The following is a 23,739-nucleotide window of genomic DNA, read 5'->3' on the forward strand; positions in this document are numbered from 1 at the left end:
AGGACACGAAGCCCGATAGTGGATCGGGTCCGACCTGATCAGCGCGATGCCTAGATCAGGCGAACCTGGGTTCCGATCGGTGTGATCTCGTACAATTCCGCGATCTGCTCGTTATAGAGACCGATGCAGCCCGAGGACGACCGGCGGCCGATCTTGCGGGTATCTGCCGTTCCGTGGACCAGATAGGCGGGCCAGTCCAGATACATACCATGGGTGCCCAGCGGGTTGATGGGATCTCCGCCTTCGACGCGAATGGGCAGGCTGGGGTCGCGGCGGCGCATGTTCGCCGTCGGTGTCCAGCTTGGCGCGACTTTCTTGCGCACGATCTCGGTGTAGCCGCGCCGGGTCAATTCGTCGGTCATCGGGACGGAGGTCGGATACAGGCGATAGTCGGTGCCGGTCGCGTCCCAGTAATGCAGCGCGCGCGATACCGTATCGGCGATGATCGTGGCCTTGCCCAGCGTCGAGAAGTGGTCGCGCCAGTCAATCATCTGGAAACTGGAGGTATTGCGAGGCGTTTCCGTAGCCGCGCCAAGGGTATCGGCGGTAAACGTCTGGGCGCGCAGCACGGTGGGGGCTGCAAGGGTCGCGGCGGCGCCCATCAGCAGGGCACGGCGAGTTTGATCGCTCATCGGAATGACTCCATTTTATTTTCCTCCTTTGATTATAGCGACTTCTTGATTTGGGGAAGGGGGCGGCTCTTCACGTTTTTGCAAGCATGGGTCCGTATCGGCAAATGTTCGCTTGTGAAAGCGGACCAGAATTTACCCCCGGTCCGCCCACCAAGCGCCGTAATTTCCGTTCAGGCCGGGCGGATCAATTACTGCCGGAGCGCCGCATGGGACCGATCGCCGCCACATTGAACTGTCTGATGAAACCCTTCCGTTTCGCCGGGCGTGCATCGCGGAGCGAATTCTGGTGGTTCACGCTGATTTACATGGCGGCCGGTTTTGCCCTGTCGATCTGGATGATGCTGCCGATAATGCAATTAGGCTTCGAGGCGGGACAGGCGGGGCAGGCCTCGGTCGCCGACGCCGATATGCTGATCGCGATGGAACGGCTTTATGCCCGGTCGTTCTATATCGTGCTGGCGCTGCTCTGGCCGATGTTCTCGTATCTGTCGGTCACGATCCGGCGCCTGCATGATTCCGACCACAGCGGCTGGTGGTACTGGATCGGGGTCATCCCCTTGATAGGGACGATCATCCTGCTGATCCTGCTGGTTGTGCCCGGCGATGGCGGTCGCAACCGCTTTGGTCCGCGCCCCGGCGGCCCGGCCCCGCGACGCGCGGTCGAACCCGCCGCCCCGCGCAACCCCGTCGATGCCTATTCCAGTGCCGAAGACCTGCGCGCCCTGCGTCAGTCGCGGATGGGGGCCTGACCCGCGCGAAAGCTGACCCCCTTCGGCACAGGGACGCGCAGCATTGCGGTCTGTCCTGACGCGCAGGGGGCAGCGCGGATGCCGGGCGCATTGCACCGGGACCGGACCGGGACTGGACAGTGCCCCCTGTCCCGGTCCTAGGATGCGGCCTGCATCCAAAGCCCGGAGATCGCCATGACCCCGACCGACTTGTCAACAGACCCGACGTCCGCAGCAACCGCGCCGACCCTCGGGCATGTTCACCTGAGGGTCGCGGACCTTCAGCGCGCCATCGATTTCTATACTGACGTCGTGGGGCTGGAACTGGTCACGCTCTACGGCGATCAGGCCGCGTTCCTCAGCTCGCACGGCTATCATCACCGTCTTGGCCTCAACACATGGGACAGTCGCGGTGCAGGCGCCGCGCCCACGGGCCACCCCGGCCTCTATCACAGTGCCTTTCTCTATCCTGACCGACCCTCGCTGGCGCGCGCGCTGCGCCGGGTGATGGCCGCCGGGGTCCGGCTGACGGGGAAGGCCGATCACGGGGTGAGCGAGGCGCTGTATCTGGATGATCCGGATGGAAACGGGGTCGAACTCTATCGTGATCGCCCCGAGGTGGAATGGCCGCGCGACGATACGGGGAAGATATTGATGACCAATGCGCCCCTCGATATCGACGCGCTTCTGGCCGAGGCCCCGGCCTAGGTGCCGGTCGCGCCGTCACCGGAATGGAGAATTCGCCGCCTTCCCTGATGCCCGATGGCCAGCACGCGGTGACGATCCTGGTCCGGGGGTGAAACCTGACGGCGTCCGGTCCGCGTGCTGGTTCAGGTTGCCGAACATCAACGTCTTCCAGCCGCCGAAGGTGGGAAAGGCCAACGGCACAGGGATCGCGAGGTTCACGCGTCTGGCGACCTTGCGGTCAGGCCGACGTCAACGAGGCGCGCATGCGGGGATGTATCTTGCAGAAATATTGCGCCGTGCCGGTGAAACCGATCGTGACGGTCGCCGACTGGCCCTGTCTCAACCGACCGGTATCGAACACGCCGTCCTGGCTGGACGTCGCCGTATGCAGCGCACGGTCGGCATTCGTGAACGTGACCGTGTCGCCGGGAGCGACGTTCAGCGAGGCCGGAATGTACGCAAAGTTCCGGATCATCACGGTATGGGTCGCGGCGCGGGCGCGGGTCGCCAGGGCAGCGGCCAAAGGGGCGGCGATCGAGGCGGTCAGCAGTGAGCGGCGGGTAATGGGCATGGGATCATCCTCCATAGTCTCCCCATACCGTTACCCAGCATCACCGACCGATCAACCCGCCCCTCGCAAACGTGATTTACTCCATCACGGGGATGGAGAATTCGCCGCCTTCCTTGATGCCCGACGGCCAGCGCGCGGTGACGGTCTTGGTGCGGGTGTAGAACTTGAAGGCGTCGGGTCCGTGCTGGTTCAGGTCGCCGAACATCGACTTCTTCCAGCCGCCGAACGTGTGATAGGCCAGCGGCACCGGGATCGGGACGTTCACGCCGACCATGCCAACGTTCACGCGCTTGGCAAAGTCGCGCGCCGCATCGCCGTCGCGGGTGAAGATCGCGGTGCCGTTGCCGTATTCGTGGTCCATGGCCAGTCCAAGCGCCTCTTCGTAGTCCTTGGCGCGCACGCAGGACAGAACCGGCCCGAAGATTTCCTTGGTGTAGATATCCATGTCCGGTGTCACGCGGTCGAACAGGACCGGGCCGACGAAGAAGCCGTCTTCATAGCCCTGAACGCTCATTTCGCTGCCGTCCACGACGGCCTCGGCCCCCGCGTCCTTGCCGGATTGGATCAGTCCGAGGATGTTCTGCTTGGCCGCCGCCGTCACGACGGGACCGAAATCGACGTCTTCGCCGGAGGTATATGGCCCGACCTTCAGCGCCTCGACCCGCGGGGCCAGCTTGGCGATCAGACGGTCGGCGGTGTCGTCGCCCACGGGAACAGCCACCGAAATCGCCATGCAGCGTTCGCCTGCCGCGCCGTACCCGGCCCCGACCAGCGCATCGGCGGCCTGATCCATGTCCGCGTCGGGCATGATGATCATGTGGTTCTTGGCCCCGCCGAAACATTGCGCCCGCTTGCCGTTCGCCGATGCGCGTTCGTAGATATAGGCCGCGATCGGGGTCGAGCCGACGAAACCGACCGACTGGATGACGTCGTTGTCCAGTATCGCGTCCACCGCTTCCTTGTCGCCGTTGACGACCTGCAGGATGCCCTTGGGCAGGCCCGCCTCCTCCAGCAATTTCACGAGCATCATCGGCACCGACGGATCACGCTCCGATGGTTTGAGGATGAAGGCGTTGCCGCTGGCAATCGCGGGCGCGAACATCCACATCGGGATCATCGCGGGGAAGTTGAACGGCGTGATGCCGGCGGTGACGCCAAGTGCCTGCCGCATGGAATACATGTCGATGCCGGGGCCTGCGCTGTCTGTGAACTCGCCCTTCAGGTGGTGCGGCGCGCCGATGCAGAATTCGACGACTTCCAGACCGCGCTGCACGTCGCCCTTGGCATCGGGCAGGGTCTTGCCGTGTTCCCGCGACAGCGCTTCGGCCAGCTTGTCCATATCGCGGTTCAGAAGATCGACGAACTTCATCAGCACGCGGGCGCGGCGCTGCGGATTGGTCGCTTCCCATGCGGGCTGGGCTGCGGCGGCAACCTCGACCGCCCGGTCCAGTTCGGCCTTGCCGGCCAGCGCGACCTTGGCCTGAATCTCGCCTGTGGACGGGTTGAAGACGTCTGCCGTGCGACCCGATCCGGCGACTTTAGCGCCGTCGATCCAATGTCCGATCTGTTCCATGAAATCCTCCTTGGGTTCGGTGGCACCCTACGCGCAGGGGACTTGCGATGACAGAGGTAGAGAGGCAGGGTGGTCTTGCGTATATGTCGGGATGGGTGCGCTGATGGACTGGGATGACCTGCGAATTTTCCTTGGTGTGGCGCGTGGTGGCTCGCTGGCCGAGGCGGCCAAAGGCCTGCGCCTCGACCCGGCCACGCTCAGCCGCCGCATCGCCCGGCTGGAGGTCGGGGCGGGCACCGCACTGTTTCTGAAGTCGCCGCGCGGCTATGCCCTGACCGGGGCCGGACACCGCCTTCTGCCCCATGCCGAGGGTATGGAGGCGCGGGCCCGCGCCGGAGTCGCCGCCCTGTCGGGGGATGACCGGTTGCGGGGCCGCATCCGTATCGGCGCACCCGACGGCATCGCGAACCATGTCCTGCCTGCGGTTCTCTGCGCCATGCGGGCCGCGCATCCCGAACTCGGGCTGGATCTGGTGGCCCTGCCGCGCGTCTTTGATCTTGGACGGCGCGAGGCCGATCTGGCGATCACCGTCAGCGCGCCCAGGGCCGGGCGGCTGCGCGTCAGGCGGCTTTGCGATTATCGGCTCAGCCTTGCGGCGCATCGCGATTACCTTGCGGCGTCCAGCCCGATATCGACCCGCGCCGACCTGAAGGATCACGCCATCGTCGGCTATATTCCGGACATGATTTTCGACGCCGATCTGGATTACCTGGGCGAGGTGGGGGCGGGGCCGCCCGGCCTTGCCTCGAACTCGGCGGCGGTGCAGCTGGGCCTGATCCGCGCGGGCGGCGGAGTCGGCGTGGTGCATGATTTCATGCTGGCCACCGCGCCGGACCTTCGGCGCGTGCTGCCGGATGACCTGCACCTGACCCGCGCCTTTCACCTGAGCCGTCACACCGATGCGGGCGGGCCGCTGATCGACCGGGCCGCCGAGCTTCTGGCGGATGGCGTCCGCGCCGAAGTCGCAAGGCTGGAGACATTGTCGCACCCGGCGCAGGAGCAGGCCTTGAGAGAATCGTAACCTTTGGCTGTCACATGCGGGGCATGGCGCGCCTTCTGTTTCTTTTCCTTTTGCTCTCGGGCTGTGCGTGGTTCCGGCCGAAACCGGTCGTGATCCTGCCGTTCGTGCCGGGCTGTGTCGATCGGGTCGCATTGGCGCAGGCCGTGGTCGACGGGCGGCGTCTGGGCCAGTCACGCGCGGAACAGCAATCCATGGTGACCCGCACGGCCGCCGGTGAAAGGCTGCACCGAGATATCATCGAAAGCGTCTACGACTGGCCCCGTCCCACGACGCCCGGCGACTGGACGATGCTGTCGCAGGTGACGGCAAGGGCCGTCGCGGACCATTGCGTGAACCGCCCGGCACAGGCGTTGCAGGGGCGGGTGATCCCGTGAAGACCGACAGATACAGCCATGCCGGGACCCTCGGCAGGGTTTCACCCGGTGATCGCCCGCGCAGCCCCCAGCAGCAAGGCCGCGCCCGGCGCGATCAGATCGTCGTCGAAATCGTAGTCCGGATTGTGCAGCGCCGGACCCGGCCCGGCGCCCAACAGCAACATCGCGGCAGGGCAGTCATGGCCGAAACGACCGAAGTCCTCGGACGCGCGCAGGGGGTCGCCCGCCATCGTCTTCAGGCCCGCCGCCTCGGACGCGGAATGCAGGATGCGCGCAGCTTCGGGATGGTTCATTCCGGCCAGGAAGTGATCGTGTTCGGTGATCTCGACGGACAACCCGGTGCCGTCCGTCACCATCGCGACGCGCCCCCGGACCAGTGCCACAAGATCGGTCAGGCTGGCATCGGACGTGGTGCGGCATGTCACCATAACCTCGCCCCGGCCCGGCGCGATACCGAAAGCGGGTTCGCCCAAGCGCGCGTGTGTCAGCGTCACCAACCGGAAATCGTCTGCCGGAAACGGCCCGCGCGACAGGGCGGGCAGCGCGGTCATCAGATCGGCCATCGCGACGGCGGGCGACAGGCCGTCCTCGGGCGCGCAAGCATGCGCCTCGACCCCGGTGATGGCGACCCGCAATCCGACCGATGGCGCACTGGCCAGCCCGACCGGCACATGCGCCACGCCGCGCGGAATCTCGGGCTCGTTATGCTGCGCGAAGGCCCAGTCGGGCGTCAGCGGCGCATACGCCGGATCGTCACAGACGGCGATGGCCCCCGATCCATCTTCCTCGGCGGGCTGGAACATCAGGACGACGCGGCCCTTTGCCGGACGGGTGCGGGCCAGCATCTGTCCGACGCCCAGCATCGTGACCATATGCCCGTCGTGGCCACACAGGTGGCCCGTGCCCGGCACGGTGCTGCGCCAGTCCGGCGTCCCCACCTCCTCGATCGGCAGGGCATCCAGCTCGCACCGTAACAGGACCGTCGGGCCGGGGGCTGCGCCTAAGAAAATGCCCGCCACACCGTGCCCGCCCAGATCCGTCACCACCTGATCCGCGCCGATCCAGCTCAGGACATCCGCAATTCGGGCAGCGGTTTTTTCCTCCGCGCCCGACACTTCGGGCCGGGCGTGCAGGTCGCGTCGAAGCGCGATCAACGTCGAGAGATCGGAGTTGCTGAGCCTGTCCATCGGCCCTCTGTGCCCCACCGAACGGTCCGAGTCACGGGGGGCCGTCGTCGCGCGGACTTGACTCGCTGCCGTCGCGGGGCAACGCTTCGGATAGGCATCGACCAAGGGAGGGTTCCATGTTCGTCACCCAGATCCTCAAATCCAAATCCACGCAAGGCGTTCTGACCATCGACCCCGGCGCATCCATCGCGGATGCCGTGGCCGAACTGGCCAAGCGCCGTATCGGTGCGCTGGTCGTCAGCGGCGATGGTCGCCGGGCGCAGGGCATTCTGTCGGAACGCGATATCGTGCGCGAACTCAGCAGCGACGGGGGCGAAGTCCTGACCCGCACCGTCGGCGACCTGATGACCCGCGACCTTAAGACCTGCGCCCCCGGCGACAATGCCGAAACCATCCTGCAGGCAATGACCGCCGGCCGGTTCCGCCACATGCCGGTCGAGGAGGATGGCCTGTTGATCGGGCTGATCAGCCTTGGCGACCTGGTCAAGGCACGGCTGAGCGAAGTGTCAATGGAAAAGGATGCGCTGGAGGCGATGATCACGGGCCACTGAGACGCGGCATGGTGCCCTGCGTCCGCGCCTGCCATAGGCTGAAGCGGGGAGGCGCGCGGTGTCTGTGCTTGATCCCTATGGCGCTTGATCCCTATGGCGGCACGTGTCAGGCATCACGCAATATTCTTGCGAAGGGCCCCCTTCATGCGCACTGCCCTCTATCCCGGCACGTTCGATCCGATCACCAAGGGTCATATCGACATCATCAAACGGGCCTGCACGCTGGTGGATCGTCTGGTGATCGGGGTCGCCATCAATCGCGACAAAAGCCCATTGTTCACTCTTGAGGAACGCGTTGCCATGGTCGAGGCCGAGGCGGTGTTCTGGTCCGACCGCACCGGCACGGAGATCGTCGTATACCCGTTCGAGAACCTGCTGATCGACTGTGCACGGGACGTCGGCGCGCAAATGATCGTGCGCGGCCTGCGGGCGGTCGCGGATTTCGAGTACGAATATCAGATGGTCGGTATGAACCGCATTCTGGACGATCAGATCGAGACCGTATTCCTGATGGCCGAAGCACAGCATCAGGCGATTGCGTCCAAACTGGTCAAGGAAATCGCGCGGCTGGGCGGCGACGTGTCGTCTTTCGTCACGCCGCCCGTGGATGCGGCGCTGCGCGACAGGTTCGGACACTGACCCTCCGCGATCGCCGCGCGGTCAATCCTCCGTTTCAGTCCGCCGATCCGCCCCGCGACAAGGCCGCAACACCCGTGCGGGCCATTTCAACCAGGCCGATGGGTCGCATCAGGTCGGCGAAGGCGTCGATCTTGCCGACGTCGCCGGTGATCTCGAACACGAAGCTGTCCAGCGTCGAATCCACGACATTGGCGCGGAAGATCTCGGCCAGGCGCAGGGCCTCGATCCGTTTTTCGCCGGTGCCCTGCACCTTGAACAGCGCCAGCTCCCGCTCGACCGGTTTGCCCTCGACCGTCAGGTCGTGGACATCGCGCACCGACACGATTCGGCCCAGCTGCGCCTTGATCTGCTCGATCACCTGGGGCGTGCCGACGGTGACGACGGTGACGCGCGACGTATGCCCCTCGTGGTCGACTTCGGCGACGGTCAGGCTTTCGATGTTATAGCCGCGCCCGGAAAACAGGCCGATCACACGGGCCAGCACACCGGCTTCGTTTTCGACCAGAATGGCCAGTGTATGCCTTTCCTGAACGTCCGAGAAGTTCGGCCGAAGGTTATAGGCGGAATGGCTGGTCGAGCCTTTCTTGAGTTTCAGCGCGGACATGACCCGAGTCTCCCTTGGCGTTTGGGGAGAGTCATGCCGGAAATCCGGGGCGGGGGGAAGAGACGGGGGCAACAGGGAGATTGCACCGGGTCGACGGGGCCGGGATGCACATGCTGCCCCGTGCGATCGTCTGGGCGTGTCTTCGCATGGCAGTGTCCGGATTGTGATTGTTCGGTCAGTCGACGCTTGCCAATCGACCCCTTGGCCCGTTTTGCACGTGCGGAAAACCGCAGACGGCAGAACACCGCGCGATTTCTGGCGTCTCACCGCCGCTGGACCGGCGACGTCCGTCCAAGATCGATGCTGCGCGGGATTGCCAGTGGCGACAGTCCCCCGGCGCGGTCAGGTCAGAGGCAGGAGACGCGGGCATTCCGTCCGTGGTCCACCAAGGAGAGATGACATGACCCTTTCGAATGCAGGCAAACTGATGCTTCTGACGAGTGCTTTCGCCCTGTCGGTCGGTTCAGCGATGGCGCAGGCCAGCTGGGACCAGAACGCCGACGGCTCCCTCAATCCTCAGGAATTCGTTTCCGGCTTCGGCGCGCTGGACAAGTTCTCGACGTTCGACGCCGACGGCAGCGTCCAACTGGATCAGGCCGAATGGGACACGGGTCTGGGCGACGTCGGCGAATATGCCAACATGGATCTGAACGGCGACGGCGGCGTCGATGAGGCCGAGTTCAACGCCCTGCTGTTCAATCGCTACGACGGCGACGGGTCGGGCACACTCGACGCGGAAGAGATCGCCATGGTCGAGGCCGATCTGGCCGAAGACGGGCTGCTCGCGCGCTAGATTGCCGGGACGGGGCCGTTTCCCTCCGGCCCCCGGCCCGGTTCGGAAGGGGGCGCAATGCCTGCGCCCCCTGATGTCATCAGACCAGAACCGACCCTTTGGCGTCGATCACGCCCTGGGTATCCGCGTCACCCAGCAGCATATCATTGTGCGCTTTGCCCGAGGGGATCATGGGGAAGCAGTTCTCGTGCTTTTCGACCAGACAATCGAAGACCACCGGCCCGTCGTAAGCCAGCATTTCCTTGATCGCCTCGTCCAGATCGTCGGGGTTGTCGCAGCGGATGCCCTTGGCCCCGAACGCCTCGGCCAGTTTGACGAAATCAGGCAGGGCCTCGGACCATGATTGTGAATACCGCTCGCCGTGCAGCAATTCCTGCCACTGACGGACCATGCCCAGACGCTCGTTGTTGATGATGAACTGCTTCACCGGCAGTTTGAACTGTGCCGCCGTGCCCATCTCCTGCATGTTCATCAGCCAAGACGCCTCACCGGCGACGTTGATGACCAGCGCATCGGGGTGTGCGACCTGCACGCCGATGGACGATGGGAAGCCATAGCCCATCGTGCCCAGCCCGCCGCTCGTCATCCATCGGTTCGGATCCTCGAACCCCATGTATTGCGCGGCCCACATCTGATGCTGGCCGACCTCGGTGCAGATATACCGATCATGGTCCTTGGTCAGAGCCTCCAGACGCGACAGCGCGTATTGCGGCTTGATGACAGCGCCTTCCTGCCTGAACTTCAGGCAATCGACCTTGCGCCATTCCTCGATCTGGCCCCACCATTTCTGAACGCCGCCCGCGTTGGTCTTGCGCCCGCGCGCCTTCCACAGGCGCAGCGCATCCTCCAGCACATGGGCGATATCGCCCAGGATCGGGACATCCGCCTTGACCACCTTGTTGATCGACGACGGGTCGATATCGATGTGGACCTTGGTGGATTTCGGGCTGAAATGTTCCAGCACGCCAGTGATCCGGTCGTCGAACCGCGCGCCGACGTTGATCATCAGGTCACAGCCGTGCATCGCCATGTTGGCTTCATACAGCCCGTGCATTCCCAACATGCCCAGCCACTTGGCGCCCGAGGCCGGATACGCCCCCAGCCCCATCAGGGTGGAGGTGATCGGAAAGCCGGTGCCCTCGACCAGTTCGCGCAGCAATTGCGACGCGGCGGGGCCGGAGTTGATGACACCGCCGCCGGTATAGAACACCGGGCGTTCGGCGCGTTCGATCAGATCGACCAACTGCTCGATCGCCTCCGGGTCGCCCTTCAGGCGCGGCTGATAATGCGAAGCCCCGATCTGCTTCGGCCCGACGTAATTGCCGTTGGCGAACTGGATGTCCTTGGGGATGTCGACCAGAACCGGACCGGGACGACCGGAAGTGGCGACATGAAACGCCTCGTGCAGGGCGGGGGCCAGATCGTCGGTCTCCTTCACCAACCAGTTGTGCTTGGTGCAGGGACGGGTAATGCCGACGGTATCCGCCTCCTGAAAGGCGTCCGAGCCGATCATGAAGGTCGGCACCTGACCCGACAGGACGACGATCGGGATGCTGTCCATCAGCGCGTCGGTCAGCCCGGTCACCGCGTTGGTCGCGCCAGGGCCGGAGGTCACAAGCGCCACGCCGGGCTTGCCCGTGCTGCGGGCGTAACCTTCGGCGGCGTGAACGGCGGCCTGTTCGTGGCGCACGAGGATGTGCCTGATATCGGTCTGCTGAAAAATCTCGTCATAGATCGGCAGCACCGCACCGCCGGGATACCCGAAGATCGTATCGACCCCCTGATCGACCAGCGCCTTCACGACCATCTGCGCGCCCGTCAGCTGCTTTGCGCCGGAATGTTTGTTCATCGTCCTGATCCTTCTGCGTCGCGCTTCCATGAAAAACCCCCGGAGGGGGAACTCCGGGGGCGCATGGTTACCAATATGGTTGCCGATGTCTCAGCCCATGCACCCAATTCCGACAATTACGAGAAGCGTGTTCATCTGCGGTTCCTTGTCCTGCTCACATCCATAAACATATGGTCGCGGGCGTCAACCGATCAGGGAAAAGTTTCTCTCAGCGGTGCAAAACTTTCCGAAAGTTTCACGAGTGGAGGTTATATCGACCGTAATCGTCCCTGACCCATGATGTTTCGACCTTGCCGCGCGCGGGTTCAGCGTGGCACGAACCGCCCATGAACACACTCAAAGATAAACTGGCCTCGGGCGCCGTCACGCGCGGTCTGTGGCAGAATCTCCCCGGTCCCGAACTTGCCGAACTTGTCGCCCATGCGGGCTTCGACTGGCTGGTCATCGACGGGGAACACGGCGCGTGGGACCCTGCCGACATCCGCGCCCGCCTGATCGCCGCGCCTGACGCCGTGGTCCGCGTCCCCTGCGACGAGGCCTGGATTCTGAAACAGGCGCTGGACCTTGGCGCGCGAACCGTCCTTGTCCCGATGGTCGACACCGCCGAACAGGCCGCCGTCGTCGTGGCCGCCTGCCGCTATCCGCCCGCAGGCACGCGCGGCATGGGGGCCTTCGTCGCGCGCGCCGCGATGTATTCGCTCGACCCCGGCTATATCACCCGCGCCAATGACGACGTATCGGTCTGGGTGCAGGCCGAAAGCCGCGCCGCGCTGGACAACCTCGAAGCCATCTGCGCCGTCCCCGGCGTCGACTGCGTGTTCCTCGGCCCCGCCGATCTTGCCGCAGACATGGGCACCGACGCCAGCGACCCCGACGTCCATGCGGCCTTGACCGATGCTATCGCGCGGATCGCCGTAACGGGAACTCCGCCGGGCATTTTCGCCGCCGACCCGGACCGCTGGATCGCGGAGGGCGCGCGCGTCGTGTCGATGGGGTCGGATGCGATGGTGCTGGCACAGGGTCTGCGGGCGCTTCTGTGATCCTCTCGGCGCAGGGCGTCCGCGCCGAATGGGATGGGGGTTGCGGCCATTTGCCGTCTCTCGTCATCGACGGCGCGCCTGTCCTGTGGTCCGCGCCGTGGCGCGACGATCCAGCCATCGCTGTCGACCCGGATATCCCCCCCGTCGAGCGCAGCCTTGGTGGCACATTCACCTGCACCCCGTTCGGGCACGACGATGTGAATAACGGCCCGCTGCACGGCCTGTCTGCCAACGCACCCTGGAGGATCATACGCGCTGTGCCCAGCGCGCTGACCGCCACGCGGCATGTCGCGCATGGCCAGATCACCGCCCGCATCGCGCTGCGTGACGGCCACCCCGTCCTCTATCAGACGCATATGCTGGACCTGACCGCGCCCTGCACCTTCGCGCATCACCCGATGTTTCACCTCGCAGACGGCGGGCGCCTCTCTGCCACACCGCAGGCGACACTGACCTTCGCCGCAGAAGCCCCGTTCCATCCGCAACATAGCCGCTTCGACGGGTTCCCGGACAGCCTCCGGGACTATCCGGATGCGCCATGCGAAGACTTCCTGAGCCTTGTTGACGGCCCCGGCTGGACCGCGCTTGCCCGCCATGCCGAAAACGACACGATCCTGACGCTGCGCCGCGCCGATCAACTTCCGGCCACGAACATCTGGATCTCGAACGGCGCACGTGCGCAGCCCCCATGGTCCGGCGTGCGCGGCATCATCGGCATCGAAGACGCGATCTGTGCCGGGGCCGAAAGGTTCGCCGCCGCGCTGGACGCCAACCGCGTAACGGAGGAGGGGGTGGCCACCGCGCTGCTGCCCGGCCGCCACGTCATCGCACATGCCATCGCGCGCATTCCCGGATGCCACGACATCCGATCCGTCACGCCCGGTCCCGACAGCCTGACGATGCGGACGGCTGCCGAGACCATCACCATTCCTTTCGACGGAACCCATTTCCAATGATCCTGATCGACGCCGACGCCTGCCCGGTGAAATCCGAAATCACCGAAGTCGCCCTGCGCCGCAACATGCAGGCTATATTCGTGGCAGGCAGCTATCTGCGCCTGACCAACCACCCGCTGATCAAACTGTTCGTGGCGGGTGACAAGTTCGATGCCGCCGACGATGCCATCGCCGAGGTCGCGCGCCCCGGCACCGTCACGATCACCGCCGACATCCTGCTGGCCGAACGGGTCATCAAGGCCGGGGGTGCCGCGTTGGACCCGAGGGGCCGCGAGTTCACCGAAACCTCGATCGGCGAGACGGTCGCCAGCCGCAACCTGATGCACGAGCTTCGTCCGGGGATGGAGGGGATGACCGGCGGGCAGGGTGGCGGCCAGCCCCCGTTCGGCCCCCGCGACCGGGCCGCGTTCAAGAACGCGCTGGACCGGATACTGACCCGCATGGCAAAAGGTTAGTCCCGCTTCCTTGCTCCGAAAATTTTTCCGCCGGAGGCTCCGTCGACACTTTTCGCATCGCCCTCAGCGGTTGCCGCGGGCCAGGAACCGACCGGCCTCGGACGCGGCTATCTTCAGTGCCCGCGACTTATTGACCGTCTCCTGCCATTCGGCCTCGGGATCGCTGTCGTGCACCACACCTCCCCCCGCCTGAACATACAGCTTGCCGTCTTTCACGACGCCAGTCCGCAGGGCGATGCACATATCCATATCGCCATTGGCCGAGAAATATCCCACCCCACCGCCGTAAACGCCGCGTTTTTCGGGCTCCAGTTCGTCGATGATCTCCATCGCCCGCACTTTTGGCGCGCCCGACACCGTGCCGGCAGGCAACCCCGCCAGCAGCGCCGACAGGGCATCGTGATCCGCCGACAATTCGCCCACGACGTTCGACACGATGTGCATGACGTGGGAATACCGCTCGATTATGAACTTCTCGGTCGGCTTCACGGTCCCGGTTTTCGCGACCCGCCCGACATCGTTCCGACCAAGGTCCAGCAACATCAGGTGTTCCGCCAGTTCTTTCTGATCGCTCAGCAAATCCTGCTCCAGCGCCAGATCCTCGGCGGGGGTGGCGCCGCGCGGGCGGGTGCCGGCAATGGGACGGATCGTCACCTCGTTGCCGAAAACGCGGACCAGGATTTCGGGCGAGGCGCCGACGATCTGAAATTCGCCCATGTCGAAATGGAACAAGAAGGGCGACGGGTTCGTTCGGCGCAGCGCGCGGTAGAGCGAGAACGGCGGCAGTGGAAAATCGTATGTCCAGCGCTGCGATGGCACGACCTGAAAGATGTCGCCCGCCGCGATATAATCCCGCGCCACCTCGACAGCCGCCTTGTAATCGTCCTTGGTGAAGTTCGACACAGGTTCGGCCAGATCAAAAGGCTCCGCCATGTCGCGCGGCTCAGTCACGGCATGGCCCAGCGATGTCAGGGCATCCTGAAGGCGTTCAGCGGCCTGGGCATAGGCGGCACGGGCGGTCGCGGACTTGTTGAACCACGACGGCGCAACAAGAATCACCTCACCCTTCACGCCGTCCAGAACCGCCACGACCGAAGGGCGCATCAGCACCGCATCGGGCAAATTCAGCGTATCGGGGTTCACGTTCGGCAGGTGTTCGACCAGCCGGATCATATCGTAACCCAGGTATCCGAACAGCCCAGCGCAGGCGGCAGGCAAGTCGTCGGGAAGGGTTATCCGCGATTCATCGAGCAGGGCGCGGATCGCAGCCAGCGGTTCCCCGGCGTCGGTCCATGCGGTCGGGTCGTAGCGCGCGGCGCGGTTCACGCGCGACGCGGTGCCGCGACATTCCCAGATCAGGTCGGGCTTCATGCCGACGATGGAATAGCGGCCCCGGACCTCGCCTCCGGTTACGGATTCCAGGACAAAGGAAAACGGCTGCGCCTCGGCCAGCTTGAGCATCAGAGAGACCGGCGTGTCGAGATCGGCGGGCAGGCGGGTCCACAGGATCTGATTTTCGCCCCGCCCGAAGCCGGTCTCGAAGGTCGGGAAGTCGGGTGCGATCATCAGCCGCCGCCAAGCTGCGACTGCACCGCCTCGACGGCCTGCGAATTGACGGTGAATCCGGCCATGCCCTGGACGGAGCGGCCGTAGCTTTCGAACAGGTCGCCGGTCAGTTCGGTACCCGTCTGCGTCTCGATGGCCTGGCGCAGCTGCGCGCCGTCTCCGGTGGACAGGTCGGCTTCGGTCACGGCATCGACGCGCACGACGAAGGCGCGTTGGTCGTCGCCCTCAAAGGCGAAGATATCGCCCGGCGCAGCCTCGAAAATGCGATCAATCAGTCCGTCCGGCGCGCCTTCCAGCGTGGCGTCGCGGACGATGCCGGTCAGCGTTTCGGGCTGACCCATGATGTCCTGCACCGGGTTCTCGGACAATTCGCCGGCGCGTTCGAACAAGCGACTGCGCAGACTTTCGGAGCGCCATGCGGCTTCGACCTGCCCCCGGATCTCGTCCAGCGGCGGCACGATCGGGGCGATCACCTCATCCAGTCGCAGCGAGAACAATCCACCGTCGGACAGCGTCCCCAGTTCAGGGAAATCGCCCGCCTGCGCGGCCCGGGCGGCAGAGCGAAACTCATCGTAGGCGACGATGCCGAAACCGCCCTGTTCTTCACCCGCCGCCGGGTCCCAGCGGATATTGCCCAGTTCCATGTCAGTCTGATCCGCCACTTCTTCGAGGGTCGCGCCGCCAGCCAGCAGGTCGTCGATATCCTCGCGCGCGGCATCGATGCGGCGGCGTGCGGCGTCGATACCCGCCTCGGCGACCAGATCGTCGCGCACATCCTCGAGCGGCACTTCGGTCGCGTCGAGAACCGCATTGACCCGATAGATTGCTGGCCCCAGCGGCGTTTCGACCGGCCCGGCAAGCCCGGGCTGTTCCAGCGCGAACAGCGCGTCGGCGATAACCGGGTCCAGCCCATCGCGCGACAATTCGCCCTGATCCACATCTTCCAGCGTCAACCCGCGTTCCTCGACCAGCGCATCGAAGGTCGTCGTCCCGGATTCGATCGCAGCGAGGGCGTCGGTTGCGGACTGCATGTCGGCAAAGGCCAGACGTTCGGCCAGCACGCGTTGCGGTTGCCGATAGTCTGCGGCACGATCTTCATAAAGCTGTCGCAGTTGATCTTCGTCGATCTGGATGTTGTCCACGACGCTGTCCGGGGTCATCCAGACATAGGTGATGGCCCGCAATTCGGGGGTCTCGAACCGCGTCGGATCGGCGTCGTAGAACGCCGTCAGGTCGGCGTCGGTCGGGGCCAGGTCGCCGCCCGGAAGATCCTGCACCGTGACGGTGGCCAGCGTGACATCGCGGCTTTCGGCGATCCAGCGGGCGATGGCGTCGACATAGGCTGCGGGCACTTCGACACCTCCGGCGACTGCCCCCTGCAACAGCTCGCGCGCGGCTTCGTCGCGGATATCCTCTTCGTAGCCAGACTCGTTCAGGCCCGCGCTCTGAAGTGCGAAGCGATAGCCTTCGCGGTCGAAGCCGCCCCCCACGCCGCTGAAAGCGGGGTTTTCGCGAATCCGTTCGGCCACGGCTTGATCGCCCACAGATATGCCGATGCGATCAGCCTCGGATTCCAGCGCGGCGGCTGCCAGAAGGCGTTCCATGACATTGCGGTCCAGACCGAACAGCTGCATCTGCTGAAGCGTCAGGCGCTGGCCGGTGTCCTGTTGCAGGCGATTGATCTCGAATTGCAGTGCGTTGGCGTATTCCTGCACGGTAATTTCCCGGTCACCGACGCTTGCCACTGTCGAGAGCGAGCTGCCGAAGCCGCCGATCCCGAAGCCACCCAGGGCAAGGATAAGCAGACCAAGAATGACCCACATGATCGTGTTCGATGTCTTCCTGCGACGTTTCTCGGCCATGTGGCTTGCCCCCTGCGATACGGTCGGGGAGTGATAGGATGCGGGCCAGCCGGGGGCAAGCGCGTCCGGTCGTCGGGTCAGAGCCCGCTTTCCGCCACCTCGTCCAGCCGGTTGAACAGCGTGGCAATTCCATCTGCGTCCGCATTGGCAAAGGCGATCCGCAGGCTGCGTTCGGCCCGTCCGCTGCCACCGTCGCTGCGCAGGGGTCCGAACATCGTGCCGGGCAGAAGCAGCAGCGCGGCGCGGTCGACCAGTGCGCGGGCAACCCGGTCCGACGGCAGGTCGAAAGGGTGCATGACATAGGCGAAATAGGCCCCGCAGCCAAGCAGGGGCCAATCGGCCCGATCCGCGAACCCGTCTGCGATCGCGGTGCGTCGGCGCAGGATTTCGCGGCGTTCCCCCGCCAGCCAGTCGCCAAGGTTCTCCATCCCCCAGAGCGCGGCGCGCTGACCCAGCCCGGTCGGGCAGATCGCCACGGAATCGAGCCACTTCTCGACTTCGCGCAGCCGGGATGGCGCGGCAAGGATGGCTCCGACCCGGTGCCCGGTCAGGCGATAGGCCTTGGAAAAGGAATAAAGCTGGATCAGCGTGTCGTCCCAGTCAGGGTCCGTGAACAATGCATGCGGCGCGCCATCGACCGCGTGAAAATCGCGGTAGGTCTCGTCCAGGATCAGGGCGATGCCGCGCGTGCGGGCCAGATCGCGGAAGGCCGCCATCAGGTCGGCGGGGTATTCGACGCCACCGGGATTGTTGGGGCTTATCAGAATGATGGCACGGGTTCTGTCGTCGATCAGCGCGGCGGCAGCAGAGGGGTCGGGCAGGAGGTCGTCGCCTGTATCGAGAATGCGCGCGTCGACGCCCACGGTATCCAGCCACATCTTGTGGTTGAAATAATACGGCACCGGCAGAATCACGTTGTCGCCGTCCCGCGCCAGGGTGGCGATGGCGGCCGCGAAGGCCTGATTGCAGCCCGAGGTGATGGCGACCTGATCGGCACGGACCGTGCCGCCGTAGTCACGCGTCCAGTCGGCGGCAACCCGGTCGCGCAGGGCGGGAAGGCCCAGGACATCGCCATACATATGGGCCGCCGGATCGGTCATCACGATGTCGGCCATGGCCTGTCGCAGCGGTGCGGGCGGCGGATCGGCGGGCGCGGCCTGGCTGAGGTTCAGAAGCGGGCGGTCCGGTGTGAAGGTGGCGTCCGCGATCCAGCGCCGCGCCTCCATCACGGGCGGCGGGATCGTGGCGGCAAGATTCGGGTTCAGATTGGGCATATGCGCCCTCCGGTGCAGACGTTCGGTCAGGCAACAGGCGTAGCGGGGCAGACGGGGATCGGCAATGCGGGGAACGGCAATGTGGGGGGACAAGTGCAATGCGACAACAGGAGAGATTTTACCGCTTTGCCCCATGCTTTTGGTGTGACTGTGGCACAGGGCGGGCAGTCGGTATGGAGTCCCGTTGTAACGATGGCGACTGCCGCTCCTCTCAGATGCACCGACAGGATGGCGTCTGTTCGAGTGGGATAATTCTCGCCTTGCCCGAAGTCTGAGCCGCGATTTCGACCTGGGTCCCGTCGCATCCGATCGTGTCGGTTGGCGGCAACGCCGGTTTCGCCAGTTATCTCTCGGCGATTGACCGCCTGACGCGGGCCGTGTCAGACCCTCGGCACGACATCGGCCTGAGGAAACCGCAGCCCATGATGGAAGATACCCTGGAGGCCGAGGAATCCGGCCCGTTCGGCGCGCCCCTGTTCGATGGACCCCAGGCGCGTGCGCTGCGCCGGGTCGGGGTGATCGACGTGGGGTCGAACTCGGTCCGGCTGGTGGTGTTCGACGGGGCGGCCCGCTCGCCCGCGTATTTTTACAACGAGAAGATCCTCTGCGGTCTGGGCGCGGGCCTGTCGGAGAGCGGTCGTCTGAATCCCGAAGGCCGGGTGCGTGCGCTGGCCGCGCTGAAACGCTTCGCAATCCTTGCACGCGGCATGGAGGTCAATTCGTTGACCGCCGTGGCCACCGCCGCCGTCCGTGAAGCCGAGGATGGCCAGGCGTTCGAGTCGGAGGTCAAGTCCGAGACCGGCCTGAAGCTCTGGGTGATTGACGGCAAGGAGGAGGCGCGCTTGTCGGGGCAGGGGGTCCTGCTGGGCTGGCCCGAAGCCGAAGGCCTGATGTGCGACATAGGTGGCAGCAGCATGGAACTGGCCGAACTCAAAGGCGGCAGCGTGGGCGCGACGGTGTCGGGCAAACTGGGGCCGCTCAAGTTGCAGGGCATCAAGGGCAAGGGCGCGCGCCGCAGCGAGATCGACGCAGGTATCGCCGCCATGGCCAAACAGTTGGGCCAGGAGAGATACGACAAGATATATCTCGTCGGCGGCAGTTGGCGCGCCATCGCGCGGGTCGATATGGAACGGCGGAATTATCCGCTGCACGTCCTGCATGAATACAAGATGACCCCCAAGGATCTGCGCGCGACGCTGGATTTCATCGCGTCCGAGGACATATCCGACCTGGGCAAACGCACCGGCACCAGTTCCGCCCGGATGTCGCTGGTTCCGATTGCCGGCGAGGTGCTGGACCGCGTGGTCAAGACGTTCCGGCCCAAGGAGATCGCGATCTCCAGCTATGGCATCCGCGAGGGGCTTCTCTACGAACAGATGCCCGATGTGCTGCGCGCCCGCGATCCGCTGATCGAATCCTGTCGTGCGTCCGAGGCTGCCTATGCCCGCCTGCCGGGGTTCGGTCGCATCCTCTATCGGTTCCTGCATCCGCTGTTCGCGCGGGTACCGGACCGCCGCCGCCGCCTGATCCGGGCCTGTTGCCTGCTGCACGACGTCAGTTGGCGGGCGCATCCCGATTACCGCGCCGAAATCTGCTTCGACAACGCCACCCGCGCCAACCTCGGCGGGCTGACCCATTCCGAACGGGTCTACATGGGTCTGGCCCTGCTGCATCGTTACCGCAACAAACGCGAGGGCACCCCGTTCGAGGCGCTGGCCCCGCTTTTGGGCGAGGCGGACACCAATCAGGCGGAAGTCGTCGGCAAGGCAATGCGCTTCGGGGCGATGTTCTCGGCGCAGGACCCGGCTCTGATGGGGGGGCTGAAGCTGTATCCCAAGAAGGGCATTCTGCAACTGTCGCTGCCCAAGGGCGATGGCGAGGCCCTGTTCGGCGAAGTGGCCGAGGCGCGGTTCAAGTCGCTGGCCTCAAGTCTTGGGGTCGAGGGACGGGTGCGGGTTATCAAACGCTGACAGGCAAGGCGCGCCTTGCCCCCATGCGCAGGCGTTGGTAGCGCAGGTCAAACTTTTGCCGCGCCGTCCCGGAGCCCTGTCATGCGTCTCAGCCGCTATTTCCTGCCCGTCCTGAAAGAGACGCCCTCCGAGGCGCAGATCGTCAGTCATCGCCTGATGTTGCGCGCGGGCATGATCAAGCAGTCCGCTGCGGGCATCTATTCGTGGCTTCCGCTGGGCTATCGCGTTCTGAAACGCATCGAACAGATCGTCCATGAGGAGCAGCAGCGCGCGGGCCACATCCCGATGCTGATGCCGACGCTGCAATCCGCCGACCTCTGGCGCGAATCCGGGCGTTACGACGCCTATGGCCCGGAAATGCTGCGTTTCACCGACCGGCAGGACCGCGAGATGCTCTACGGTCCCACCAACGAGGAATTGATTACCGATATCGTCCGCTCGAACGTCGCCAGCTACAAGGATTTGCCGCTGACGCTTTACCATATCCAGTGGAAGTTCCGCGACGAGATGCGCCCGCGCTTCGGCGTCATGCGCGGTCGCGAATTCCTGATGAAGGACGGCTATAACTTCGATCTGACCCGTGCTGATGCGATGCATGCCTACAACCGCCATCTGGTCAGCTATCTGCGCACCTACGAGCGGATGGGCCTGCAGGCGATCCCGATGCGCGCCGATTCCGGACCGATCGGCGGCGATGACACCCATGAATTCCTGGTATTGGCCGACACGGGCGAATCCGAGGTGTTCTACGACAGCAATGTCACCGAGATTTCGCTGGGCCAGCGCGACATCGACTACGACGACGTGGGTCAATGTGCCAGTGTCATGGAGGAATTCACGACCCTGTATGCCCGCACCGACGAAACCCACGACGAGGCTGAATTCACCAAGGTCCCCGAAGATCGCCGCCGGTCCGCGCGCGGCATCGAAGTCGGGCAGATCTTCTATTTCGGGACCAAGTATTCCGATGCGCTGGGCGCCAGGGTCCAGGGCCCCGACGGCAAGCCCACGGCGCTGCACATGGGGTCGCACGGCATCGGCGTCAGCCGCCTTGTCGGCGCGATCATCGAAGCCAGCCACGACGACAAGGGCATCATCTGGCCCGAAGGCGTGACGCCGTTCCACGTCGGCATCGTGAACCTGAAACAGAATGACGCCAGCACCGATTCCGCCTGCGAAGGCATCTACAAGGAGTTGGCGGCGCAAGGCCTGACGGCGCTCTACGACGACCGCAAGGATCGGGCGGGCGCAAAGTTCGCGATCATGGACCTGATCGGCCTGCCGTGGCGGATCACCGTCGGCCCGCGCGGGCTGGCGAACGGTCTGGTGGAGCTGACGTCGCGCCGCACCGGCGAGACCGAGGAAGTGACGCCGCAGGCCGCCATCGCGCGCCTGAAAGACATCTACGCGCCGCACCTTTGATCCGCCCTTAACCCAATGCAGCCGGAGCCATCCCCATGTTCAGCCGTTTCGAATGGATGATCGCCTGGCGCTATCTGCGCGCGCGCCGGTCCGAGGGCGGCATCTCGGTAATGACGTGGATCAGCCTTGTCGGCATCGCGCTGGCGGTCTTCGCCCTGATCGCGACGCTGGCCGTGCGGTCCGGCTTTCGCTACGAATTCGTCGACACGATTGTTGGCGCCAACCCCCATGCCACGATCCGTCCCTATGGCGAGGCGCAGCCCAACGGCATGCTCACCGGCACCACGCCCGACTATGATGCGCTGGCCGACAGTCTGGCCCAGGTGCCGGGCGTGACCCACGCCGTGCCGGTGGTGACGGGGCAGGTCATGGCCTCGGCCAACGGCGCGAACACCGGCGCACAGGTCATCGGCATCCGGCCCGGCGATCTGGCCGACATTCCGCGCGTCCAGGCTCCCGAACAATCGCAGGGCGACATCGCGGCTTTCGGAGTGGACGAAGGACAGGGCATCGCCATCGGCTGGTATCTGGCCGACACGCTGGGCGTGCGCGCGGGCGACCGCATTCGCCTGATTTCGCCGGACGGCCAGAAGACGCCTTTCGGGACCAGCCCGCGGGTGAAATCCTATCTCGTGTCCTATGTCTTTCAGGTCGGACGCTACGACATCGACCTGACCCGTATCTACATGCCGTTCTCCGAGGCGCAGACCTATTTCAACCGCGAGGGCGTCGCGGATGAAATCCAGGTCTCGATCACCGACCCCGAGGCGGTGGACGCACTCAGCCCCTCGCTTCTCGCCGCGGTCGAATCGGACGGCTGGGTCTGGACGTGGCGCGACAGTGCGGGCGGATTCCTGCGTGCGCTTCAGATGGAGGACAACATCATGTTCGTCATCCTTTCGATCCTCGTGCTGATCGCGACGCTGAACATCACCTCCGGCCTTGTGATGCTGGTCAAGAACAAGGGCCGCGACATCGGCATACTGCGCACCATGGGCCTGACCGAAGGCACCATCCTGCGTGTGTTCTTCCTGTGCGGCGCGGGCATCGGTGTCATCGGCACCGTGATCGGGGTGATCCTCGGTTGCCTTTTCGCGCTCTATATCGATCCGATCTTCAGCTTCGTGAACTGGGTCGCGGGGGGCGGTGTCTGGGACCCCTCCGTGCGGTTCATCTCTGCCTTGCCCGCCCGTTTGGAACTGGGAGACGTGTTGTCCGCCGTGGCCCTGTCCCTTACGCTGTCGTTCATCGTGACGATCTTTCCGGCCCGTCGTGCCGCCCGCATGAACCCGGTCGAGGCGCTCCGCTATGAATGAGACGCTCAGGCTGTCCGGCATACGGAAAGGCTACCATCTGGGTAAGCCCAGCGAGATCCGCGTGTTGAACGGCGTCGATCTGACCCTGAACGCGGGCGAGGTCGTGGCTCTCGTCGCACCGTCCGGGGCAGGCAAATCGACGCTTCTGCATATCGCGGGGCTTCTGGATACGCCTGATGACGGCACTGTCACCATTGCCGGTGCTGACCTGACGGGTGCGTCCGACCGCTCGCGGACGCGGGCCAGACGAGACCGCATCGGTTTCATCTATCAGTTTCATCACTTGCTGCCCGAATTCACGGCTGCCGAAAATATCATCCTGCCGCAACTGGCCAACGGTGTGTCGGCCCGTGCCGCCCGCTCCCGTGCCGAGGATCTGCTGGGCCGTGTCGGCCTGTCACACCGGGCGGACCATCGCCCCGCCGAAATGTCGGGCGGCGAACAGCAGCGCACCGCCTTCTGTCGCGCACTGGCCAACGGGCCGGGCCTGCTGCTGGCGGATGAGCCGACGGGCAACCTCGATCCCGGAACGTCCGACACGGTGTTCGCAGCCTTGTTGACGCTGGTGCGGGAGACGGGGATGGCCGCGCTGATCGCGACCCACAATCTGGAGCTTGCGGGTCGCATGGATCGCGTGCTGCGGCTGGACGGCGGGCGCCTGGCCTAGGG

At 65.1% G+C, this 23,739-nt stretch carries 23 protein-coding genes and 1 pseudogene; 14 read left to right on the forward strand and 10 right to left on the reverse strand.

All coding sequences use genetic code 11. The features are described 5' to 3' along the window. Positions 1-50: 50 nt before the first annotated feature. The gene (locus tag BMY38_RS10110) at positions 51-632 is read right to left on the reverse strand and encodes a L,D-transpeptidase (RefSeq protein WP_092762430.1); all 582 of its coding nucleotides are present in this window, start codon (positions 630-632) and stop codon (positions 51-53) included. Between the two features lie 206 nt (positions 633-838). Between BMY38_RS10110 and BMY38_RS10115 the strand changes: the two genes are divergently transcribed. Then, positions 839-1,381 (forward strand): DUF805 domain-containing protein, encoded by a 543-nt coding sequence (locus BMY38_RS10115; RefSeq protein ID WP_092762432.1) that lies wholly within the window; start codon positions 839-841, stop codon positions 1,379-1,381. Between the two features lie 174 nt (positions 1,382-1,555). Then, on the forward strand, positions 1,556-2,068 hold the full coding sequence (locus BMY38_RS10120) for a VOC family protein (protein ID WP_092762434.1): 513 nt from the start codon (positions 1,556-1,558) through the stop codon (positions 2,066-2,068). A gap of 25 nt (positions 2,069-2,093) precedes the next feature. Here BMY38_RS10120 and BMY38_RS18405 read toward each other — a convergent pair. The 3 genes and pseudogenes from BMY38_RS18405 to BMY38_RS10130 form a co-directional block, all read right to left on the reverse strand. Continuing rightward, positions 2,094-2,266, reverse strand: a pseudogene (locus BMY38_RS18405) (CoA-acylating methylmalonate-semialdehyde dehydrogenase); the annotation flags it as partial. A gap of 19 nt (positions 2,267-2,285) precedes the next feature. Beyond that, positions 2,286-2,618 (reverse strand): plastocyanin/azurin family copper-binding protein, encoded by a 333-nt coding sequence (locus tag BMY38_RS10125; protein WP_092762436.1) that lies wholly within the window; start codon positions 2,616-2,618, stop codon positions 2,286-2,288. A 76-nt stretch (positions 2,619-2,694) separates the two neighbouring features. Then, positions 2,695-4,191 (reverse strand): CoA-acylating methylmalonate-semialdehyde dehydrogenase, encoded by a 1,497-nt coding sequence (locus tag BMY38_RS10130; protein WP_092762438.1) that lies wholly within the window; start codon positions 4,189-4,191, stop codon positions 2,695-2,697. A 103-nt stretch (positions 4,192-4,294) separates the two neighbouring features. Between BMY38_RS10130 and BMY38_RS10135 the strand changes: the two genes are divergently transcribed. Further along, positions 4,295-5,212: a LysR family transcriptional regulator gene (locus BMY38_RS10135; RefSeq protein WP_092762695.1), complete on the forward strand. Its 918-nt coding sequence runs from the start codon at positions 4,295-4,297 to the stop codon at positions 5,210-5,212. Between the two features lie 23 nt (positions 5,213-5,235). Next, positions 5,236-5,586: a hypothetical protein gene (locus BMY38_RS10140; RefSeq protein WP_139204694.1), complete on the forward strand. Its 351-nt coding sequence runs from the start codon at positions 5,236-5,238 to the stop codon at positions 5,584-5,586. Positions 5,587-5,627: 41 nt separating this feature from the next. Here the strand turns inward: BMY38_RS10140 and BMY38_RS10145 are convergent, their stop codons facing one another. Then, the gene (locus BMY38_RS10145; protein WP_092762442.1) at positions 5,628-6,773 is read right to left on the reverse strand and encodes an amidohydrolase; all 1,146 of its coding nucleotides are present in this window, start codon (positions 6,771-6,773) and stop codon (positions 5,628-5,630) included. A 116-nt stretch (positions 6,774-6,889) separates the two neighbouring features. Between BMY38_RS10145 and BMY38_RS10150 the strand changes: the two genes are divergently transcribed. After that, a complete protein-coding gene (locus BMY38_RS10150) occupies positions 6,890-7,324 on the forward strand; it encodes a CBS domain-containing protein (RefSeq protein WP_092762444.1) in 435 nt (144 codons plus the stop codon). 144 nt (positions 7,325-7,468) lie between these two features. Further along, complete coding sequence (gene coaD / locus BMY38_RS10155; RefSeq protein WP_092762446.1) at positions 7,469-7,963, forward strand: pantetheine-phosphate adenylyltransferase; 495 nt, start codon at positions 7,469-7,471, stop codon at positions 7,961-7,963. Between the two features lie 34 nt (positions 7,964-7,997). Here coaD and ilvN read toward each other — a convergent pair whose 3' ends face one another. Continuing rightward, positions 7,998-8,567, reverse strand: coding sequence for an acetolactate synthase small subunit (gene ilvN, locus BMY38_RS10160; protein ID WP_092762448.1), 570 nt, complete (start codon positions 8,565-8,567; stop codon positions 7,998-8,000). A 400-nt stretch (positions 8,568-8,967) separates the two neighbouring features. Here ilvN and BMY38_RS18115 point away from each other — a divergent pair, with 400 nt between their 5' ends. Beyond that, the gene (locus BMY38_RS18115; RefSeq protein WP_092762450.1) at positions 8,968-9,360 is read left to right on the forward strand and encodes an EF-hand domain-containing protein; all 393 of its coding nucleotides are present in this window, start codon (positions 8,968-8,970) and stop codon (positions 9,358-9,360) included. 79 nt (positions 9,361-9,439) lie between these two features. Here BMY38_RS18115 and BMY38_RS10170 read toward each other — a convergent pair whose 3' ends face one another. Continuing rightward, positions 9,440-11,209, reverse strand: coding sequence for an acetolactate synthase 3 large subunit (locus BMY38_RS10170; protein ID WP_092762452.1), 1,770 nt, complete (start codon positions 11,207-11,209; stop codon positions 9,440-9,442). Between the two features lie 326 nt (positions 11,210-11,535). Between BMY38_RS10170 and BMY38_RS10175 the strand changes: the two genes are divergently transcribed. The 3 genes from BMY38_RS10175 to BMY38_RS10185 are packed head-to-tail and all read left to right on the forward strand — an operon-like array spanning position 11,536 to position 13,660. Next, positions 11,536-12,249, forward strand: coding sequence for an HpcH/HpaI aldolase family protein (locus BMY38_RS10175; RefSeq protein WP_092762454.1), 714 nt, complete (start codon positions 11,536-11,538; stop codon positions 12,247-12,249). Continuing rightward, entirely contained in the window at positions 12,246-13,205 is a 960-nt protein-coding gene (locus BMY38_RS10180; RefSeq protein ID WP_092762456.1) for an aldose epimerase family protein, read from the forward strand. Before BMY38_RS10175 ends, BMY38_RS10180 begins: the two co-directional genes overlap by 4 nt. Then, entirely contained in the window at positions 13,202-13,660 is a 459-nt protein-coding gene (locus tag BMY38_RS10185; protein WP_092762458.1) for a YaiI/YqxD family protein, read from the forward strand. The genes BMY38_RS10180 and BMY38_RS10185 overlap by 4 nt, the downstream gene beginning before the upstream one ends. Before the next feature lie 63 nt (positions 13,661-13,723). On the opposite strand, the gene trpE is transcribed toward BMY38_RS10185, so the two are convergent. The 3 genes from trpE to BMY38_RS10200 all read right to left on the reverse strand — a co-directional run bounded on the left by trpE (position 13,724) and on the right by BMY38_RS10200 (position 18,362). Next, a complete protein-coding gene (gene trpE, locus BMY38_RS10190; RefSeq protein WP_175495840.1) occupies positions 13,724-15,226 on the reverse strand; it encodes an anthranilate synthase component I in 1,503 nt (500 codons plus the stop codon). After that, the gene (locus BMY38_RS10195) at positions 15,226-17,088 is read right to left on the reverse strand and encodes a SurA N-terminal domain-containing protein (RefSeq protein ID WP_092762462.1); all 1,863 of its coding nucleotides are present in this window, start codon (positions 17,086-17,088) and stop codon (positions 15,226-15,228) included. The genes trpE and BMY38_RS10195 overlap by 1 nt, the downstream gene beginning before the upstream one ends. A 77-nt stretch (positions 17,089-17,165) precedes the next feature. After that, positions 17,166-18,362: an aminotransferase gene (locus BMY38_RS10200; protein ID WP_092762464.1), complete on the reverse strand. Its 1,197-nt coding sequence runs from the start codon at positions 18,360-18,362 to the stop codon at positions 17,166-17,168. A 425-nt stretch (positions 18,363-18,787) separates the two neighbouring features. Between BMY38_RS10200 and BMY38_RS10205 the strand changes: the two genes are divergently transcribed. The 4 genes from BMY38_RS10205 to BMY38_RS10220 all read left to right on the forward strand — a co-directional run bounded on the left by BMY38_RS10205 (position 18,788) and on the right by BMY38_RS10220 (position 23,737). Next, positions 18,788-20,332 carry a Ppx/GppA family phosphatase gene (locus BMY38_RS10205; protein WP_092762697.1) on the forward strand — a complete coding sequence of 515 codons (1,545 nt, stop codon included), beginning with the start codon at positions 18,788-18,790 and terminating at the stop codon, positions 20,330-20,332. A gap of 81 nt (positions 20,333-20,413) precedes the next feature. Further along, a complete protein-coding gene (gene proS / locus BMY38_RS10210) occupies positions 20,414-21,754 on the forward strand; it encodes a proline--tRNA ligase (RefSeq protein WP_092762466.1) in 1,341 nt (446 codons plus the stop codon). Between the two features lie 35 nt (positions 21,755-21,789). Then, complete coding sequence (locus tag BMY38_RS10215) at positions 21,790-23,070, forward strand: lipoprotein-releasing ABC transporter permease subunit (RefSeq protein WP_092762468.1); 1,281 nt, start codon at positions 21,790-21,792, stop codon at positions 23,068-23,070. Beyond that, on the forward strand, positions 23,063-23,737 hold the full coding sequence (locus BMY38_RS10220) for an ABC transporter ATP-binding protein (protein WP_092762470.1): 675 nt from the start codon (positions 23,063-23,065) through the stop codon (positions 23,735-23,737). Before BMY38_RS10215 ends, BMY38_RS10220 begins: the two co-directional genes overlap by 8 nt. Positions 23,738-23,739 lie beyond the last annotated feature (2 nt).

Origin of the sequence: Jannaschia helgolandensis (assembly GCF_900109285.1) — a bacterium.
GTDB classification, from domain to species: Bacteria; Pseudomonadota; Alphaproteobacteria; order Rhodobacterales; family Rhodobacteraceae; genus Jannaschia; species Jannaschia helgolandensis.

Excerpts from the sequence above, each read along its gene's own strand:
- ilvN (WP_092762448.1), bottom strand. The coding sequence starts at position 8,567 with ATGTCCGCGCTGAAACTCAAGAAAGGCTCGACCAGCCATTCCGCCTAT.
- BMY38_RS10135 (WP_092762695.1), top strand. The coding sequence starts at position 4,295 with ATGGACTGGGATGACCTGCGAATTTTCCTTGGTGTGGCGCGTGGTGGC.
- BMY38_RS10185 (WP_092762458.1), top strand. The coding sequence starts at position 13,202 with ATGATCCTGATCGACGCCGACGCCTGCCCGGTGAAATCCGAAATCACC.
- BMY38_RS10130 (WP_092762438.1), bottom strand. The coding sequence starts at position 4,191 with ATGGAACAGATCGGACATTGGATCGACGGCGCTAAAGTCGCCGGATCG.
- BMY38_RS10220 (WP_092762470.1), top strand. The coding sequence starts at position 23,063 with ATGAATGAGACGCTCAGGCTGTCCGGCATACGGAAAGGCTACCATCTG.
- coaD (WP_092762446.1), top strand. The coding sequence starts at position 7,469 with ATGCGCACTGCCCTCTATCCCGGCACGTTCGATCCGATCACCAAGGGT.
- BMY38_RS10175 (WP_092762454.1), top strand. The coding sequence starts at position 11,536 with ATGAACACACTCAAAGATAAACTGGCCTCGGGCGCCGTCACGCGCGGT.
- BMY38_RS10205 (WP_092762697.1), top strand. The coding sequence starts at position 18,788 with ATGGAAGATACCCTGGAGGCCGAGGAATCCGGCCCGTTCGGCGCGCCC.
- BMY38_RS10215 (WP_092762468.1), top strand. The coding sequence starts at position 21,790 with ATGTTCAGCCGTTTCGAATGGATGATCGCCTGGCGCTATCTGCGCGCG.
- BMY38_RS10145 (WP_092762442.1), bottom strand. The coding sequence starts at position 6,773 with ATGGACAGGCTCAGCAACTCCGATCTCTCGACGTTGATCGCGCTTCGA.
- BMY38_RS10200 (WP_092762464.1), bottom strand. The coding sequence starts at position 18,362 with ATGCCCAATCTGAACCCGAATCTTGCCGCCACGATCCCGCCGCCCGTG.
- BMY38_RS10140 (WP_139204694.1), top strand. The coding sequence starts at position 5,236 with ATGGCGCGCCTTCTGTTTCTTTTCCTTTTGCTCTCGGGCTGTGCGTGG.
- BMY38_RS10125 (WP_092762436.1), bottom strand. The coding sequence starts at position 2,618 with ATGCCCATTACCCGCCGCTCACTGCTGACCGCCTCGATCGCCGCCCCT.
- BMY38_RS10120 (WP_092762434.1), top strand. The coding sequence starts at position 1,556 with ATGACCCCGACCGACTTGTCAACAGACCCGACGTCCGCAGCAACCGCG.
- BMY38_RS10195 (WP_092762462.1), bottom strand. The coding sequence starts at position 17,088 with ATGGCCGAGAAACGTCGCAGGAAGACATCGAACACGATCATGTGGGTC.
- BMY38_RS10150 (WP_092762444.1), top strand. The coding sequence starts at position 6,890 with ATGTTCGTCACCCAGATCCTCAAATCCAAATCCACGCAAGGCGTTCTG.
- proS (WP_092762466.1), top strand. The coding sequence starts at position 20,414 with ATGCGTCTCAGCCGCTATTTCCTGCCCGTCCTGAAAGAGACGCCCTCC.
- BMY38_RS10110 (WP_092762430.1), bottom strand. The coding sequence starts at position 632 with ATGAGCGATCAAACTCGCCGTGCCCTGCTGATGGGCGCCGCCGCGACC.
- BMY38_RS18115 (WP_092762450.1), top strand. The coding sequence starts at position 8,968 with ATGACCCTTTCGAATGCAGGCAAACTGATGCTTCTGACGAGTGCTTTC.
- BMY38_RS10170 (WP_092762452.1), bottom strand. The coding sequence starts at position 11,209 with ATGAACAAACATTCCGGCGCAAAGCAGCTGACGGGCGCGCAGATGGTC.
- trpE (WP_175495840.1), bottom strand. The coding sequence starts at position 15,226 with ATGATCGCACCCGACTTCCCGACCTTCGAGACCGGCTTCGGGCGGGGC.
- BMY38_RS10115 (WP_092762432.1), top strand. The coding sequence starts at position 839 with ATGGGACCGATCGCCGCCACATTGAACTGTCTGATGAAACCCTTCCGT.